Genomic DNA, 17031 nt, shown 5'->3' on the forward strand with positions numbered 1-17031 from the left:
GAGCTTTAATTGGCCAAATCAAGGGGACCCGGTACAGGTACTTTGCGACTGATGCGTGCACCCAGCTTCTGAAACAGCAGCTCGATGCCGTCATACCCGCGGTCGATGTGGTGCGCCTGCTCAACAATAGTAGTTCCCTGTGCTGCGAGACCGGCGATCACCAGGGCGGCTCCGGCCCGCAGGTCCGTTGCTTCCACTGTTGCCCCGTATAATCTCTGGACACCGCGGATAAATGCGCGGTTCAGGTCTGTGGAGATATCCGCACCCATCCGGGCCATCTCCTCCACATGCTTGAAGCGGCCCTCGAATACCGTCTCTTTAATGACACTGAAACCGTCGGCCAGCGACAGCAGTACCATCACCTGAGACTGCAGATCCGTCGGAAAGGAGGGATACGGCGATGTCACAATCCGCTCTACCGCACGCGGACGCCCCATACAGCTGACATTAATTATATCATTGCAGACTGTAATTTGAACACCTGCCCGCCTCAGCACATGAATGAGCGAGGTCAAATGTCCTGCATTGGTGTGGGTCAGTGTGACACTTCCGCGTGTTGCAGCAGCGGCAATCATGACCGTGCCGGCAACGATCCGGTCAGGGATGACCTCATACGTACAGGGATAGAGCTTCTCGACACCCCGGATAGTGATGGTATCGGTGCCAGCGCCGATTATCTGGGCGCCCATCGCATTCAGGAAATTCTGCAAATCCTGGATTTCCGGCTCTCTGGCCGCACCTGATATCGTAGTCGTGCCCTCAGCCATTGCCGCCGCCATCATAATATTCTCTGTGGCACCGACACTGGGATAATCAAGATGAATGTCGCTCCCTGTCAGCCTGCCGGCCCGGCAGGAAATCCTCCCGCTAGTCTCCTCAATCTCAGCCCCCAGCAGCTTGAGGCCCTGCAGGTGAAGGTCAATCTTGCGCTCCCCGATCGCACAGCCGCCCGGCTGATAGATCGTCACCTCACCAAATCTGGCCAATAAGGGTCCCATTAAAAAAATGGAAGACCGCATCTGCCGCATTAAATCCTCCGGAACATGGGAAGTGCTTAAGGTTGACGTATCCATTGTTACCGTTTCTTCCTCATGCACAGCCCTGCAGCCCAGCCGTCCCAAAATGTTCAGCATAGTCTCGATGTCCAGCAGCTTCGGCACATTATGCAGTGAGTGAACTCCTTCGGCCAGCAGGCTTGCCGCCAGGATTGGCAGAGCCGCATTTTTTGCTCCATGGATACGTATGGTGCCTGACAGGGGACTTCCACCCTCAATCACCAATTTGTCCAATGTATCACCTCCGAGATTACCGCTCACCCACAACCGGCTTCTCCCGACCAAAACCTGTGAAACGCCCCTGGTACAAGAGTATACGCGTAGGCATCTCACCCTGCGGGAAGAACCATGGGTGATTGTCACGATTATAGGATTATCCTATGTTCGTAACCCCGGGTGTGTGACAGCAGGAGAATAAGAGCGGCTCTAGAGCAGCGGCCTGCCGGCAGCCTAACCTATTTCTTCCGTTTGGCGGCAAGCCGCCGCAGTTCGCTGACGACCAGCGCAGCGGAATCCCGTTTGCCCAGACGTCTGGACGATTCCGCCATGCTGCTCCGCAGTGACTCTGCCCCGATGATCCGCTGAACGGCTTCATGCAGCGCCTTGCCGGTCAAATCCTTCTCCAGCAGTACAACTGCCGCTCCTTCACGTTCCAGCTGCCTTGCATTCGCTTCCTGGTGATTGTTCGTCACATTAGGGGACGGAATGAGGACGGAGGGAATACCCAAAGCCGTAATCTCGGCCAAAAAGGAGGCGCCCGCCCGGTTCACAATCAGCGAGGTACAGGCCAGCACCTCGGGCATATTGTGGACATAAGGGAGCACATGCAGCCAGCTTGGCTCTCCCCCGAGCTTTTGACGCAGGGCCTTGCGGGTTTCTTCAAAGTAAGACTCGCCTGTAACATAAACATAATGAACTCCATTACCCTTACCCACAAACGGTACCATCTCAATCATTGCCCGGTTAATCGCCTTGGCTCCGCCGCTGCCGCCGACCACAAGCACAACCGTACTTCCTTCAGGTATGCCAAGGGACGCATAACCGCGCTGCGGGCTTGCAGCTGTGACCGTTGTAGCTCTTGGATTACCGGTATAGATGACGTTTTTGCCGCCCGGAAAAGCGGATTCTGTGCCTTCAAAGCTTACGGCTACCGTATCGGCATAACGGCTCAGAAATTTATTAGTCAGTCCGGGAATCGCATTCTGTTCATGGATAAGCGTCGGAATCCCGAGACGGGAGGCCGCGTATACTACAGGGCCGCATACATACCCTCCTGTGCCGATAACGACATCAGGCTTGAACTCGCGCAGCATTTCCTTGGAGGCCTTAACCCCCTTCAGAAAACGCATAATCGTCTTTACATTGTCCATGGAAATCTTCCGGCGGAAGCCGGTAATATCAATAGCTTTAAAGGGAAGATTCTCCTGGGGAACGAGCCTGCTCTCCAGACCGCGTTTGCCGCCGATATAGAGAAATGCCGCTCCTCCCTCTTCCGCTTCAAGCTGTCTGGCGACAGCAACGGCGGGATAAATATGCCCCCCCGTGCCACCGCCGCTTAATACGATACGCATCTCTTTCACCTCGCATAACGGGATAGATTCAGTAAAATGCCGAGTGCCGTGAGCATCAGGGTCAGTGAAGATCCCCCGTAACTGATCAGCGGAAGGGTAATACCGGTTACCGGCATCATTCCGATAACCACACCAATGTTAATGATGACCTGGACAGCGACCATACTGACAATTCCTACCGCCAGATAGCTGCCGAACCGGTCAGGCAGGCTCATCGCCACCTTCATTCCCCGCCAGATCAGAATCAGGAAGAGGATCAGCACCGCGATTCCCCCGATGAAACCCAGCTCCTCAGTAAGTATGGAAAAAATAAAATCAGTCTGCGGCTCCGGCACATAGCTGTATTTCTGCCGGCTCATCCCCAGCCCGAGACCGCCCAGCCCTCCGGGGCCAATCGCATAAAGGGACTGGATAATCTGATATCCGGCGCCAAGCGGATCGGACCAGGGATCAAGAAAGGCTGTAATCCGCTTCAGCCGGTAAGGTGCAGCGGCAATCAGCCCGGCAAAGCCGAGCACCCCCAGCCCCCCGAGCGAGAGCAGGTGCTTCATCCGGGCGCCTGCCGTGAAGACCATCATAAGCGCCGCACCGAACATTACGGTGCCTGTGCCGAGGTCCGGCTGGAGCATAATCAGCGCGAACGCCGAGCCGATCAGGGCGAGCGGCGGCAGCAGCCCGCGCGTGAAGGAGGAGATGTCATAATCATCCTTGCCCAGCCAGTTGGCCAGGAACAGAATCATCCCCATCTTCATAAACTCGGAGGGCTGAATGCCGAAGCTGCTGATCCCCAGCCAGCTCCGAGCACCGCCGCGGACTACCCCGATGCCCGGAATTAGAACCAGGACAAGCAGGATGAAGCAGAGGATCAGTGCAGGCCGTGCAAACTTCTTCAGAATCAGATAATCCGTGTTGGCGGTTACGAACATTGCACCAAGGCCAAGTCCGGCGAACAGCAGCTGTCTTTTGACAAAATAAAACGAATCGCCATAATTGCGGAAGCCCAGGACAGATCCGGCGCTGTAAACCATCACCATGCCGATGACCAGCAGGGCAAGTATGGGGATCAGCAGCCAGATGTCAGGCGCATGACGCGATTTGTTCATCAGGAGCACACCTCTTGCATCCGTAGTAGGGGCTTATCCACCCCCCTACTTAAAGGTTATGCACCGCCTCTTTAAAAATACGCCCGCGCTCCTCATAGGATGTAAACATATCCCAGCTGGCGCATGCAGGAGATAAGAGAACGACCTCTCCCGGTTCTGCAAGAGCGGAAGCCTCCCGCACAGCCTGCTGCAGCACGGCGGCGGCACTCTCCCCATTATCGACGGAGATGATATGCTTTACTCCTGCCATTGCGGCAACCTTCGCCAGCTTGTCCCGGGTCTCACCCAGGACCACGATACCTTTCAGGCCGCCTAGGACAGGCAGCAGCTCCATATAATCGGAGCCGCGGTCAAGACCTCCGGCAATCAGCACCAGCGGCTGCTTGAAGGAGCCCAGCGCCATGGTTGTCGCTTTGGAATTGGTAGCTTTGGAATTGTTATAGTAGGCAGTACCCGCCTTCTCTGCCACATACTCCAGCCGGTGCTCAACACCGCGGAACGATGCCAGCACGCCGCCAAGCACAGCAGGATCTGCCCCTGCGGAAATGGCAATGCCGCAGGCTGCCAGCGCGTTCTCTACATTGAAGCGGCCGGGCAGGCCGATTGAGCTGACCTTGGCTATCTCGGTTTCACTCTCACTGTAATCGCGGTAAACGATCACCCGTTCCAGATCATCCTCTGTATCCGGCACATAAGAAGGCCGGACGAATATTCCCTGGACCAGCTCCTCGGTCATCGAGAAGGGCAGAATGCCTGCCTTGATATAAGGAACAAGCTCACGGCAGACCGGATCATCCCAGTTCAGCACCGCAGTGTCTTCGGGCTTCTGGTTGGCAAAGAGCTTCGCTTTGGAGGCCACATAGTCCTCCATGCCGCCGTGATAGTCGAGATGGGTCTCCGCCACGTTCAGCAGCGCGCCCACCTTCGGGCGGAATGTCTCCGTCCCTTTAAGCTGGAAGCTGCTCAGCTCTACTACCATCCAGTTATCGTCGCGCGCCTCTTGCGCAGCCTGAGATAGCGGTGTGCCGATATTTCCGGCGACAATCGGGTTCATACCGGCAGCGTCCAGCATTTTGCCTACCCAGGTTGTTGTTGTCGTCTTGCCGTTGGAGCCAGTAATGCCGATCATCGGCGCCGCACAGATACGGTAAGCCACCTCCACCTCGGTTACAATTTCGATACCGAGCTCCAGTGCCTTTTGTACCGGGGGCACGGAATACGGGATTCCCGGATTCTTCACCACAAGGCTTACGCCTTCGTGAATCAGGCCGTCCGGATGCCCTCCGCATATAACAGAAATTCCCAAAGATTCCAGTTCGGAAGCTTCGGGACTTTGCTCTCTTTCCTTTTTATCGTTGACCGTGACAACCGCTCCACGTTCATGCAGTACTTTGGCCACCTGGACTCCGCTTTTTGCGAGCCCCAGGACGACCACCTCCCTGCCTTTGTATTCATCTGGATGCTTCATTCCTTACAACCCCTTGCTCAAGATTAGTCCTACAGCCGCAAGCAGCAGGCTTACCGCCCAGAAAGTCGTAACAACACGCCACTCCGACCAGCCTCCAAGCTCAAAATGATGATGGATCGGGCTCATGCGGAAGATGCGCTTGCGCGTGTTTTGAAAGATGCCACCTGCAGCACGACGGACAGCATTTCAATTACGAATACACCGCCGATCACCACAAAGAGCAGCTCGCTTTTAGTCACAATGGCAATAGCCCCGATGGCGCCGCCAATCCCGAAGGAACCGAAATCCCCCATAAATACTTTGGCCGGATGGGCATTAAACACCAGAAACCCGAGCACTGCGCCGATCATTGCAGCCGCACATACCCCAGCGGCAATTGAGGTTGCCTGCATGGCGACAACTGCAAAGGCGGCAAGGGCAATTGCACTGACTCCGGACAAAAGTCCGTCAACTCCATCCGTGAAGTTTACGGCATTGGTGACCGCCATCATCATGATGACGATAAACGGATAATAGAACCAGGCGCCCCAGTCAAAGCTGATGTCCGTGCCCGGTATGCTGATTCCGGTATTGTGGCCGGCATTGAACAGCAGGATGCTCAGCACTATGCCTACCAGAAGCTGGCCCGCCAGCTTTTGGCGTGCCGTAAGCCCCAGGGAGCGTTTAAAGGCAATTTTGATGTAGTCATCGAGGAACCCGATCAGCCCGTAGCCAAGCGTAGCCACCAAAAGAACATAAAAATCCGAATTCACTACAGAAAACTTTAAGAAGGATAGCGTGAACGCCACCATAATGATAATACCGCCCATAGTCGGTGTTCCCGCTTTTTTCAAATGGGATTGCGGTCCGTCGTCCCGTACCTGCTGTCCGAATTTCATTCTGCGCAGCAGCGGAATGAATAGCGGAGCGGCAATGACCGCAAGGATAAAGGATACAGCAATAGTCAGCAGCAGAAGTTGATAATCCATGGGTACACCCCCTCCAGTATTTATGTCTGTTTAAAATGTTCGTTAAGGCTGTTCAGCGCCTCTTCCAGGCGCATGCCTCTTGACGCTTTGAACAGCACGATGTCCTTGGAGCTGCATTTGCTGTTCAGGGCAGCAGACAGCTCTGCCTTATCAGTAAAGGCCGATACCCGCTCAGGCCCGAAGCTTTTGACTGCGGCTTCAGCCAAAAAGGCTGATAGCGGTCCATAAGTAAAGACCAGATCCGTCAACGCCGGATCCAGATATTCGCCGATTTCCCGGTGGAAATCGCTTCATTAGGCCCAAGTTCCAGCATGTCCCCCAGCACAGCAACCCGTTTGCCGTCTGTTTTCATAGACTGGAGCACATCAATAGCAGCCTTCATGGAGGTAGGACTGGCATTATAGGCGTCGTTCAGCAGCGTCAGTCCGGAGGCCGTTACGATCACTTCGATCCGCATGCCGGTCAGCTTGAGCCGTTTCAGCCCTTCTTCAATATTCGCCTCGCTAACCCCGTAATGCCGGGCAACCGCAAATGCAGCCAGTGCATTACTGACATTGTGGCGGCCCGGAAGCGGCAGTGTAAAAGCACGCTCCTCAGCAAGGTAGACGGTTGTAAACGTCATTCCCCCGATATGCGTCATCATCCCTGTCGGATAAACATCGTTATCGGCAGCAAAACCGAAACGCACAGATTTCATACCTTCTTGCGCTTGGAAAGCAGTTTCTGCCATAACTTCGGCGAGCAGCGGTTCATCGCCGTTATAGATAAGCAGTCCGCCAGGCTTTAATCCTTCAGCAATTTCCAGCTTGGCCCGGGCAATTTCTTTGCGGGAGCCCAGCTGCAGCAGATGCGATTCCCCTATATTTGTAATAACCGCAACGTCGGGAGCGGCAAGCGAAGCCAGCAGAGCAATTTCTCCCCGCGAGCTCATGCCCATCTCGAGTACGGCTATCTCGGTATCCTCGCTCATGGAAAGCACTGTAAGCGGCAGCCCGATATGGTTGTTGAAGTTTCCCTGAGTTTTATGAACCTTGTATTGTCCCTCCAGCAGGGAGGTAACGATATCCTTGGTTGTCGTTTTGCCGTTACTGCCCGTTATACCCACAACCTGCGCGCCTGTTTCGCTTAAATAAGCGGCAGCCAGTCTCTGCAAGGCAGCCAGTGTATCCTCAACCAGAATGACCGCGCCTTCCGGTGCAGCATCCTTATCCCGCTGCCAGAGTGTGGCGCCAGCCCCGGCAGTGAGTGCCGCCGCACTGTAATCATGCCCGTCAAAATTGTCTCCAGTAAGCGGGACAAACAGGCAGCCTGATGTGATTTTGCGGGAGTCGGTAATGACTCCCGCTATCTCCAATTCCGGATCTGCAGCAGAACCTAATGTTCCTCCGCACATGTCAGCGATTTTTTGCAGCGTTCTTGTAATCAATAGCTTCGGCCCCTTATAACTTCTTTGGCGACAAGGCGGTCATCGAAATCATGAACCACTCCGCCGATCAGCTGGTAGGTCTCATGACCTTTCCCCGCAATCAATACTACATCGCCGGGGCTTGCCATTTCAATAGCATTTCTGATCGCCTCCCGGCGGTCCGGAATCATCTCATAACGCTCCTGCGGAACCCCGTCTTCCTTGAGGCCGGCTTCAATATCCTGCAGAATCAGCAGGGGTTCCTCTGTCCGCGGGTTATCCGATGTCACGAATACATGGTCGCTGTATTTCGCGGCAATTTTGCCCATAAGCGGGCGTTTTGTCTTATCCCGGTCCCCGCCGCATCCGAACACGGTCAGCACCCTGCCGCCGGCGAACTCGCAAACGGCCTTCAGCACATTCTCCAGTCCATCCGGTGTATGCGCATAGTCAACAATAACAGCAAAATCCTGCCCTGCATCAACTGATTCCACACGACCGGCCACCCCTGCCACCGACTCCAGACTTGCTTTAATCTCTTCCAGCGGGATATCTTCGAGCAGTGCGGCGGTTATCGCAGCCAGGGCGTTATATACATTGAATTTGCCGACCATGCGCAGCGAAATATCAGCCTCTCCCTTAAACGTATCCACATGGAAAAATGTTCCTTTTGCTGTAATCGATATTTGCGATGCCCTGACGTTGGCGTTATTATCAATGCCGTATGTAATCACTTCCGCTGCAGTCTGGGCGGCAAAATAAGCGCTCGCTTCATCATCGGCATTCAGCACTGCGTACTTACGCTCTTCTTTCCAGGGTGAAATGACGTTGCCCAGACGGGAGAAGAACAGCCCTTTGGCCGCACGGTACTCCTCCATCGTATGATGGTAATCCAGATGATCCTGGGTCAGGTTTGTAAAAATCGCTGTGCGGTAGTCCGTGCCTTTTACCCGCCCCTGCTCAAGCGCATGGGAGGATACTTCCATGACACAGCATTCCACACCTTTCAGCGCCATGTCGTTCAGTGTACGCTGCAGCTCAAGAGACTCCTGCGTCGTGCCGGAAGCCGGATAGGTCTGGCCGTCATATTGGAGCTGGATCGTGCCGATAAGTCCGGTTTTCAGCCCGTGATCGGACATAATCCGCTCAATGAGATAGGTGGTCGTTGTTTTGCCGTTCGTTCCGGTCACGCCGATCATTTTCATACGGCTGCTCGGTGAACCGAAGAAGGCATTTCCGAGTACGGACATGGCAAACCGGCAGTCATCGACGATCAGCTGCGGCAGATCCAGATCCAGCTTCCGTTCAACTACCAGCGCTGCAGCGCCTCCGGCTGCCGCCTGGGGTGCATAATCGTGGCCGTCCACCGTAAAACCAGGCAGACAGATAAACAAATCGCCGGGCTTAACCTTCCGGGAATCTGTCTGTAGATTTACAATCTCGGTTTCCCCGTCTCCATACAGGCGCGAAGCCGCAAGACAAGAAGATAATTCTTTTAATTTCATAACTAATCCCTCACTCTGCAATTTCGGATAAGAAGACTGGCCCTACCTCTATCATTGACTGGAATTCCCCATATAAATCCTGATGGTTGAGCCTTGTTCAACCCTTGCTCCAGCTTTCGGAGCCTGATTAATGACAGTGTTGCCGGTGCCTGAACGAACTAATGTAAAATTCATGTTCAGGTCCTCGTAAATGTCCTGGACTGTAGCTCCTGTTAGATCGGGAACCGTAACAATCGGAGTTTCACCTAATTTATAGGTTTTGGGAAGCTGGTCTGTTCGTTCAGGTACTTTCAGATAATGCAGGGAATCCTCCAGAATGTTCTGTACGATCGGAGCAGCTACAACCCCCCCGAACTGTATTCCCTTAGGATTATCAACCGCAGTGTAAACTACAATCTGCGGATCATCCGCAGGAGCAAAGCCGATGAATGAAACAATGTGCTCGGTCGGAGAATAGCGGCCGTTAACTACCTTTTGTGCCGTCCCTGTTTTGCCTCCCACCCGGTAGCCGTCAATAAAAGCCGGCCGGCCGTGCCTTTGGCAACCACGCTCTCAAGGGCAGCCCGCACCTTCTTCGAAGTTTCCTCCGAAATGACCTGCCGGACTTCCTTGGGCTGAACCTCGGATACGGTCTCGCCCGTCTCCGGATTGATCCAGGCCTTGGCCACGTGCGGGGTATACAGCTTGCCGCCGTTAATGGCTGCTGATACTGCAGCAATCTGCTGAATCGGCGTTACCGAGACGCCTTGGCCGAAAGCGGTTGTGGCAAGCTCCACAGGTCCAACCTGAGACAGCTTGAACAAAATACCGCTGGCCTCTCCGTTCAAATCTATACCTGTTTTCGTCCCGAACCCGAAATCACGGATATATTTGAACAAGGTCTCCTTGCCGAGCCTTTGGCCCAGGGCGACAAACCCGGGGTTGCAGGAATTCTCGACTACTTCAAGGAAGGTCTGGCTGCCGTGCCCGCCCTTTTTCCAGCAGCGGAGCCTGGCGCCTCCGACCTCGGCATAGCCCGGATCAAAAAACCGCTCATTCTGCAAATCTACCTTATTCTCCTCCAGCGCCGCTGCAAGTGTAATGATCTTGAAGGTGGAACCCGGTTCGTAGGTCATCCAGATAGGCAGATTGCGGTTATAAACCTCAGCATCGTATTCCTTGTAAGAGCCCGGCTCATAGCCCGGCCGGCTGGCCATTGCCAGTATCTCGCCGTTTTTGGGGTTCATTGCAATCGACCATGCACCCTGTGCCTGATACTTCACCATCGCCTGATCCAGCTCACGCTCCATAATTGACTGGATCTGCTTATCAATGGTCAGCTGCAGGCTGAGCCCCTCCTGGGGTTCGTGATATTTCTCGGAGGAGCCCGGCATCAGCCTTCCTCCCGCATCGGACAGATAGGAGACATTGCCTGCAATTCCTTTGAGCAGCTTATCATAAATGCTCTCTATGCCCGTAATCCCCTGGTTATCGATTCCGGTAAACCCGAGAATATGTGCTGCCAGATCACCATAAGGATAGTACCGTTTGTTGTCCTCAGCCACAACGATGCCCGGCAGCTGCAAATCACGGATGCTCGCGGCAAGCTCCATCGTAATTTTGCGGCCGCCGGGCTGTAGCTTAACCGATGACTCACGTTTGGACATCAGAGTGACCAGCTTCTCCTCAGTCATGCCAAGGAGCGGAGCCAGCTGCTGTGCCGTCTTTTGCTTATCCTTAACCTGCACGGGAACGGCATAAACCGTAGGCGAGCTGACATTATAAGCCAGTGCAACACCTTCACGGTCCAGTATCTCTCCGCGCTTGGCGGTATAAGGAATATTGCGGCGCCACGACTCCTCCGCCTTGGCGCTCAGCTTCTCGCCCTGATAGAGCTGGACATAGGCAAGACGTACAGCCAGTGAACCGAATAACACAGCCAGTCCCAGCAGTGTCCACAGCATTCTCCGCCGGGTTACAACCTTTGAAACCTTCATACCGCGTTCCCCCGCTTTCCCTCGTAATAGACATGATCTCTTATCTTCATGACTATTCGGGACAAACAGGGGTTAGAACAAGCCCTTGTAAGGGCAAAGAGAGATAACAATAGGCTGAATTTGCGGATAGACTTAGCCGCCTGTATCTCCGGGATCCGCTATTTCTTCCTCAGCCGCAGATACCGGAATATCCTCGCCGTACACATTGATTGGACTCAGCTTCAGCTGTACCAGCTTTTTGCCGTTTGAAGTGGATTCCGTCTGTTCGGTAACATATCCTTCACCCTCTACGGAAATACCCACCTTTAACAGATTGAGCACCTCCAGCGCATCGCGCAGCGACTGTCCCTTGAGGTCAGGAATGGATGCCTGATCGCTCTGCTGGCTTAACAGATAGATTCTCTGCCCTGCAGCGAGCAGCGTATCCGCCTCCGGGTACTGGCTGACCACGCTACTTCCGCTGCCCACCGTTTCGAAATCAAAGCCCTGATCAATAAGAAACTTTCTGGCTTCCTGCATCGTTTTACCTGTCATATCAGGCGCGGAGCGCTGCGCGGAAGATGTAGTTTTGCCGGTTCCAGAAGCACTGCTTCCATCGGCCGTTGTAACTTTAGGAACTCCCATATAAGGCAATGCTTCGGATACGATCTCTTTGAACACCGGACCTGCAGCAGCACCGCCGCCGACAGCATCAGCGGGCTCATCAATGACAACATAGACCGCAATCTTCGGGTTGTTAGCCGGTGCGTACCCGAGGAAGGAAGAGCGTACCTTGTCGCGGTCATACCCACCCTCGCCGTCAGGCTTAATTGCCGTACCAGTCTTGCCCGCCACCCGGTAGCCCTCAATGTAGGCATGGCGTCCGGTTCCATGGTCCAGATCTGCAACCACCTGCTCTAGATAGCTACCGGTTTCCCTTGCGCTTTCCTCGGAAATAACCTGACGTACCACCTGCGGCTGGGTTACTGTAGTCTTGCCGGTATTGGGATCGGTAGTCTCCTTAATCACATGAGGCACCATCAGTTTACCGCCGTTGGCGATGGCCGACATAGCAGTAAGCTGCTGAATCGGAGTCACCTGTACCTTGCCGTGCCCGTATGAGATCGTCGCGTTTTCCGAAGCATTGTTCGGTGTCGGATTAACAAGCCCACTAATTTCACCTGGCAAGTCAATACCAGTAGGACTGTTGAATCCGAAATCATCAACGTATTGCAGCAGTCTATCCGGACCGAGCATTTCATAGCCGAGCTTGACGAAGGCCACGTTACTTGAACGCTTAACGCCTTCTAAAAAGGAGATTTCCCCATAACCGCTTCTATTTTGGTCGTACAGCGGCTTACCGTACCCCTTAATGCGGATAGAACCGGACTTAAAGGTTGCATCCGGATTGAACAAATTCTCCTCCACCGCTCCTGCAAGCGTTACAATTTTGAAGGTGGAGCCAGGCTCAAATCTTGTTTTGATGGCATGGTTAAAGAATACCCCGGGATCAGAGGCATACTTCCAGAATTCATTAGGATTAAAGGTCGGCATATTGGCCAGACCGAGAATTTCCATCGTATTTGGATCAGCGGCAATAACCGTTATGCTCTTCGGCTTGTACTGCTCGTAAGCCTTTTGCATGGCTTCTTCAATATAACGCTGAATCGTGCTGTCAATGGTCAGTTTTATATTGGTGCCGTTAACTGCGGGCTGATAAGTATCCTGGGAGTCCGGCAGCTTGATCCCTTTTCCGTCACTCTGATAATAGAGCTTGCCATTCGTCCCCTGAAGCTGCTTGTTAAAATAACTTTCCAGCCCCATAATGGCTTCGCCGTCACGGTTCGTGTAGCCCAAAATATGCGCAGCAAGAGTACCTTTTGGATAATAACGCTTCTGCTCCGTGATCAGACCGATTCCGGTTTCGAGCGTACTATATTTTTCCTCCAGCTCTTTGTTGAACTCTTTCACTTTATCCGCGAGCTCTTTATCAATTTTCCAGCCCTCATTGCGGATTTCGCGGTTCTTCAGGTAATTGCCGCTGTCATCCTTGGCCTCCACCAATTTTTTCAGTTCGGCCTCCGGCTTGCCCAGCAGGTCATGAAGTCCCTTAATGACCTCTTCCCCGATTCCCTTTTCAGCGATGACCTGCGGATTCACAACCACTGTGTACGCCGGCACATCACTGGCCAGCACACTTCCGTTGCGGTCTTCGATGTTTCCCCGCTTCGCTTTGATAACCGAGGTATGAGCCCACTGGTTAACGGCCTTCTCATGCCAGAAATCATTCTGCATGACCTGAATCCAGAATACGCGGACGACTAAAACAAGAAAAAAGAGGGTAATACACCCTCCTATAAACAGCGTGCGAAGTTTTATTCTCTTGACCATAAGGTAACCTCACAAACTCTATTATTGCAGCCTCAGCAGGCCGCTAATTGTCGTTTTCGTCAGCTGCCTTACCGTTTGCAGACACATAGATTGCAGAGTCTTCCGGAGGCTGGATATAGCCCAGCTTCTTGGCTTTCTCAGCAACCAGCTGTTCCAGCGTCTGTTTTTCCATCTGATAGGTGGCAATTTGCTTCTGTGTCTCGGCAATGGTGCTGTCCAGCTTCTGAGCCTGCAAATTCAAATCATAAATATGGACGTAACGCCAAATCAGGGCGACAGCCACCAGTACAAAAGCTGCCAGCGTCAGCATATAAATCAGCTTTTCCTGCGTCGGCAGCACCATCCGTCTGGTGACGACTTCGTCTTCTCGCGGTAAAGCGGGTTTACCTCTTGTTTTCTCTTAGGTTGAACTGCTAAATTGCCGCGGGTATAGGCCATCTCTCTGACTCTCCTTTATCGTCGTTTTTTATAACTTCTCTGCAACGCGCAGCTTTGCTGAACGGGCACGCGGGTTATGCTCAAGCTCTTCCTCGGAAGGCACCAGCGGCTTACGGTTAACCAGCTTTAATGTGCCTTCAGCGCCGCATACGCAAAACGGAAAGTCAGGCGGGCAAGTGCATCTGCTTAAATAGCTGCTGAAAATCTGCTTGCAGATCCTGTCCTCCAGCGAATGGAACGTAATAACAGAGACTCTTCCTTCAGGCGCCAGACAGCGTACTGCTGCATGCAGCCCTTCTTCAAAAGCGCCCAGCTCGTCATTGACGGCAATTCTAAGGGCCTGAAAGCTGCGTTTTGCCGGATGTCCGCCTGTTCTGCGTGCCGCTGCCGGAATACCTTCCTTGATCAGTTCCGCCAGCTCGCCGGTGTTCGTAACCGGGTGTTCCTCGCGTCTTTCCACGATCTTGCGGGCAATCCGCCGTGAGAATTTCTCTTCCCCATACTGGAAAAGCACCCGGGCAATTTCCTGCTCAGGCCATGTGTTGATAATTTCGGCTGCGGTCAGCTCTGCGGACTGGTCCATCCGCATATCAAGCGGTGCATCATGATTATAGCTGAATCCCCGCTCCCCTTCGTCAAACTGGGGCGAAGATACGCCTAGATCATACAGTATGCCGTCTACCTGCGGAACGCCGTCCTTTTGCGGAACAAAAGGGAGACTCTTCAGGACCTGTTCAAGGTCACGGAAGTTGGTCTTAACAAGCACCACTTTCTCCCCGTATGCTGCCAGCCGTTCTTTTGCATTCTCCAGAGCCCAGTCGTCCTGATCCAGACAGATCAGCCGGCCGTTGCCGCTAAGCTTGGACGCGATCAAAGAACTGTGTCCGGCTCCTCCAAGTGTGCAGTCGACATATATGCCATCCTCTTTGATGTGCAGCCCCTCTGTCGCTTCTTCCTTAAGCACCGTGATGTGGTGAAACAAGCTGCATCCCTCCAGGGCAGTATTCGAATTGTGTATGTGTGTTATAAGTCAAAATTGAAATCAACCAATTTCTCGGCAATTTCGTTGAACGATTCCTCTGATTGTTCGAAGTACTGTTCCCATAGCTCTTTGTTCCAGATTTCCACCCGGTTCGAAACGCCCAGAATAACACAGTCCTTTTCCAGCTTGGCATATTGCCGCAAATTCCCCGGCAGATTAACCCTGCCTTGCTTGTCCCATACACATTCCGTCGCTCCCGAGAAAAAGAAGCGGCTGAAGGCACGGGCATCCGATTTCATCAGTGAAAGGCTTTTGAGCTTTTGCTCCATGATTCCCCATTCTTCCATGGGATAAACAAATATGCAGGAATCGAGGCCGCGGGTCGCAACGAATGAGGCTCCGAGCAATTCACGGAATTTAGCCGGGATAATGATCCGGCCTTTGTCGTCAATGCTATGCTGGAACTCCCCCATAAACATCGGTTTACCCACTCCTTGTTACCGATTCCCCACTTTGCCCCACTTTACACCACCTAAGCATAATAGATTCGCCATTAAAAATCAAAAACCTTTTTCATAGCCGAGGTAATTTTTTCTTATTTGTCAAGTCATCATTCATACAAATCTTTGCAGCATTATTCGGCCCTTTTACATAATTGAATGTTGCATATTGAAAGTAAAAGTGTAAATCTGCTTAAAACAGGGTACATATTATCATGAATTCTATTAAACCCCGACTAAAGAAGGATAATCGCAGGAGGAAAAGCATGGGTACTTATATATAGGGCACAGTATTTTGCAGACAGCCTGTAATAATATACCGGCACATAATGTCCATTAGACAGAAAAATACCCGGGCCATTCTCATGGCTTCCGGGCATTTTTCAGATCCTTACACCATTTAATTAATCATTCAGGTTCCAGCTGTCAAGATAGTCAACCTGAGCCGGAGTCAGACTGTCAATCGAAATTCCCAGGCTCTCCAGCTTGTAGCGGGCTACCTGCTCATCCAGTTCGTAAGGAACATTTTCCACTTTGACACCGATGTTTTTGTAATTGTCATTCACATATTTCAGCGACAGTGCCTGCAGGGCAAAGGTCGTATCCATAATTTCTGCCGGATGGCCGTCCGCTGCACCGAGATTAACCAGTCTGCCTTCAGCCAGCAGATAAAGCTTGCGTCCGTCCTTCAGCAGGTATTCTTCGATATTTTTGCGCACTGTACGCTGGGATACGGAACGCTCGGACAATTCAGGTTTGTTTACTTCCACATCGAAATGCCCGGCGTTGCAGAGAATCGCTCCATCCTTCATCACATCATAGTGCTCACCGCGGATTACATAACGGTTACCGGTTACGGTAACGAAGAAATCACCATGCTTGGCCGCTTCCAGCATTGGCATGACCTGGAATCCGTCCATATGCGCTTCAACAGCCTTGATCGCATCTACTTCTGTTACAATTACATTCGCTCCAAGACCCTTGGCACGCATAGCTACACCTTTACCGCACCAGCCGTATCCGACTACAACCACCGTTTTGCCGGCTACAATCAGGTTGGTTGTGCGGACAATGCCGTCCCAGGCTGACTGGCCTGTGCCATAGCGGTTATCGAACAAATACTTGCAGTAGGCATCATTAACAGCTACCATCGGGAACTTCAGAATACCCTGCTTCTGCAGTGCCTTCAACCGGATAATACCGGTAGTTGTTTCCTCGGCACCGCCGCGGATATTCTCCATCAGATCCGGCCGTTCCGAGTGCAGCAGTGTTGCGAAATCGCCGCCGTCATCAATAATCAGGTCCGGCTTGCTTTCCAGCGCCTTGATGTTCAGGGCCTTGAACTCCTCCGGAGTCGGGTTATATTTGGCGAATACTGTAATCCCGTCTTCGACAAGCGCTGCACAGACATCATCCTGCGTAGAAAGGGGATTGGAGCCGGTAATTGTCACTTCTGCACCGCCGGCCTGGACTACCTTTGCAAGATATGCGGTCTTCGCTTCCAGATGCAGCGTAATCGACACCTTCAGTCCCTTGAAAGGCTGCTCAGCTTCGAATTGCTCACGGATACGGTTCAGAACCGGCATATGCTGGCGTACCCAGTCGATTTTGAGATGACCCTCAGGGGCCAGCGACATATCTGCAACGATACTGTTTTGTTTCGACAATGAACTCATTTGAAAACCTCCTA

10 protein-coding genes and 3 pseudogenes are annotated in these 17031 nt (G+C 52.9%); all 13 read right to left on the reverse strand.

Annotation, left to right across the window (positions count from 1 at the left end):
• Positions 1-5 precede the first annotated feature (5 nt).
• The 13 genes and pseudogenes from murA to AWJ19_RS19895 all read right to left on the reverse strand — a co-directional run bounded on the left by murA (position 6) and on the right by AWJ19_RS19895 (position 17017).
• A complete protein-coding gene (gene murA, locus AWJ19_RS19835; RefSeq protein WP_068726360.1) occupies positions 6-1289 on the reverse strand; it encodes a UDP-N-acetylglucosamine 1-carboxyvinyltransferase in 1284 nt (427 codons plus the stop codon).
• Between the two features lie 221 nt (positions 1290-1510).
• The gene (gene murG, locus AWJ19_RS19840; RefSeq protein ID WP_068726361.1) at positions 1511-2626 is read right to left on the reverse strand and encodes an undecaprenyldiphospho-muramoylpentapeptide beta-N-acetylglucosaminyltransferase; all 1116 of its coding nucleotides are present in this window, start codon (positions 2624-2626) and stop codon (positions 1511-1513) included.
• A 5-nt stretch (positions 2627-2631) separates the two neighbouring features.
• Positions 2632-3729 (reverse strand): stage V sporulation protein E, encoded by a 1098-nt coding sequence (gene spoVE / locus AWJ19_RS19845; protein WP_068726363.1) that lies wholly within the window; start codon positions 3727-3729, stop codon positions 2632-2634.
• A 49-nt stretch (positions 3730-3778) separates the two neighbouring features.
• A complete protein-coding gene (gene murD / locus AWJ19_RS19850; RefSeq protein WP_068726365.1) occupies positions 3779-5197 on the reverse strand; it encodes a UDP-N-acetylmuramoyl-L-alanine--D-glutamate ligase in 1419 nt (472 codons plus the stop codon).
• A gap of 3 nt (positions 5198-5200) precedes the next feature.
• A pseudogene (mraY, locus tag AWJ19_RS19855) lies at positions 5201-6165 on the reverse strand (phospho-N-acetylmuramoyl-pentapeptide-transferase).
• A 20-nt stretch (positions 6166-6185) separates the two neighbouring features.
• Positions 6186-7591: pseudogene (gene murF, locus AWJ19_RS19860) on the reverse strand (UDP-N-acetylmuramoyl-tripeptide--D-alanyl-D-alanine ligase).
• Positions 7588-9075, reverse strand: a complete 1488-nt coding sequence (locus AWJ19_RS19865) for a UDP-N-acetylmuramoyl-L-alanyl-D-glutamate--2,6-diaminopimelate ligase (RefSeq protein WP_068726366.1) — start codon at positions 9073-9075, stop codon at positions 7588-7590. The pseudogene murF and the gene AWJ19_RS19865 overlap by 4 nt, the downstream one beginning before the upstream one ends.
• Positions 9076-9126: 51 nt before the next feature.
• Positions 9127-11051, reverse strand: a pseudogene (locus tag AWJ19_RS19870) (stage V sporulation protein D).
• 132 nt (positions 11052-11183) lie between these two features.
• Positions 11184-13421, reverse strand: coding sequence for a penicillin-binding transpeptidase domain-containing protein (locus AWJ19_RS19875; RefSeq protein WP_068726368.1), 2238 nt, complete (start codon positions 13419-13421; stop codon positions 11184-11186).
• Between the two features lie 43 nt (positions 13422-13464).
• Positions 13465-13764, reverse strand: coding sequence for a hypothetical protein (locus tag AWJ19_RS19880; protein WP_082708008.1), 300 nt, complete (start codon positions 13762-13764; stop codon positions 13465-13467).
• A 123-nt stretch (positions 13765-13887) separates the two neighbouring features.
• Entirely contained in the window at positions 13888-14841 is a 954-nt protein-coding gene (gene rsmH / locus AWJ19_RS19885; RefSeq protein WP_068726370.1) for a 16S rRNA (cytosine(1402)-N(4))-methyltransferase RsmH, read from the reverse strand.
• 41 nt (positions 14842-14882) lie between these two features.
• Positions 14883-15320: a division/cell wall cluster transcriptional repressor MraZ gene (gene mraZ, locus AWJ19_RS19890; protein ID WP_068726372.1), complete on the reverse strand. Its 438-nt coding sequence runs from the start codon at positions 15318-15320 to the stop codon at positions 14883-14885.
• A 425-nt stretch (positions 15321-15745) separates the two neighbouring features.
• The gene (locus AWJ19_RS19895) at positions 15746-17017 is read right to left on the reverse strand and encodes an adenosylhomocysteinase (protein ID WP_068726374.1); all 1272 of its coding nucleotides are present in this window, start codon (positions 17015-17017) and stop codon (positions 15746-15748) included.
• Positions 17018-17031: the final 14 nt, after the last annotated feature.

The sequence above is a fragment of the Paenibacillus sp. DMB5 genome (assembly GCF_001517085.1).
Taxonomy (GTDB): domain Bacteria; phylum Bacillota; class Bacilli; order Paenibacillales; family Paenibacillaceae; genus Paenibacillus_AQ.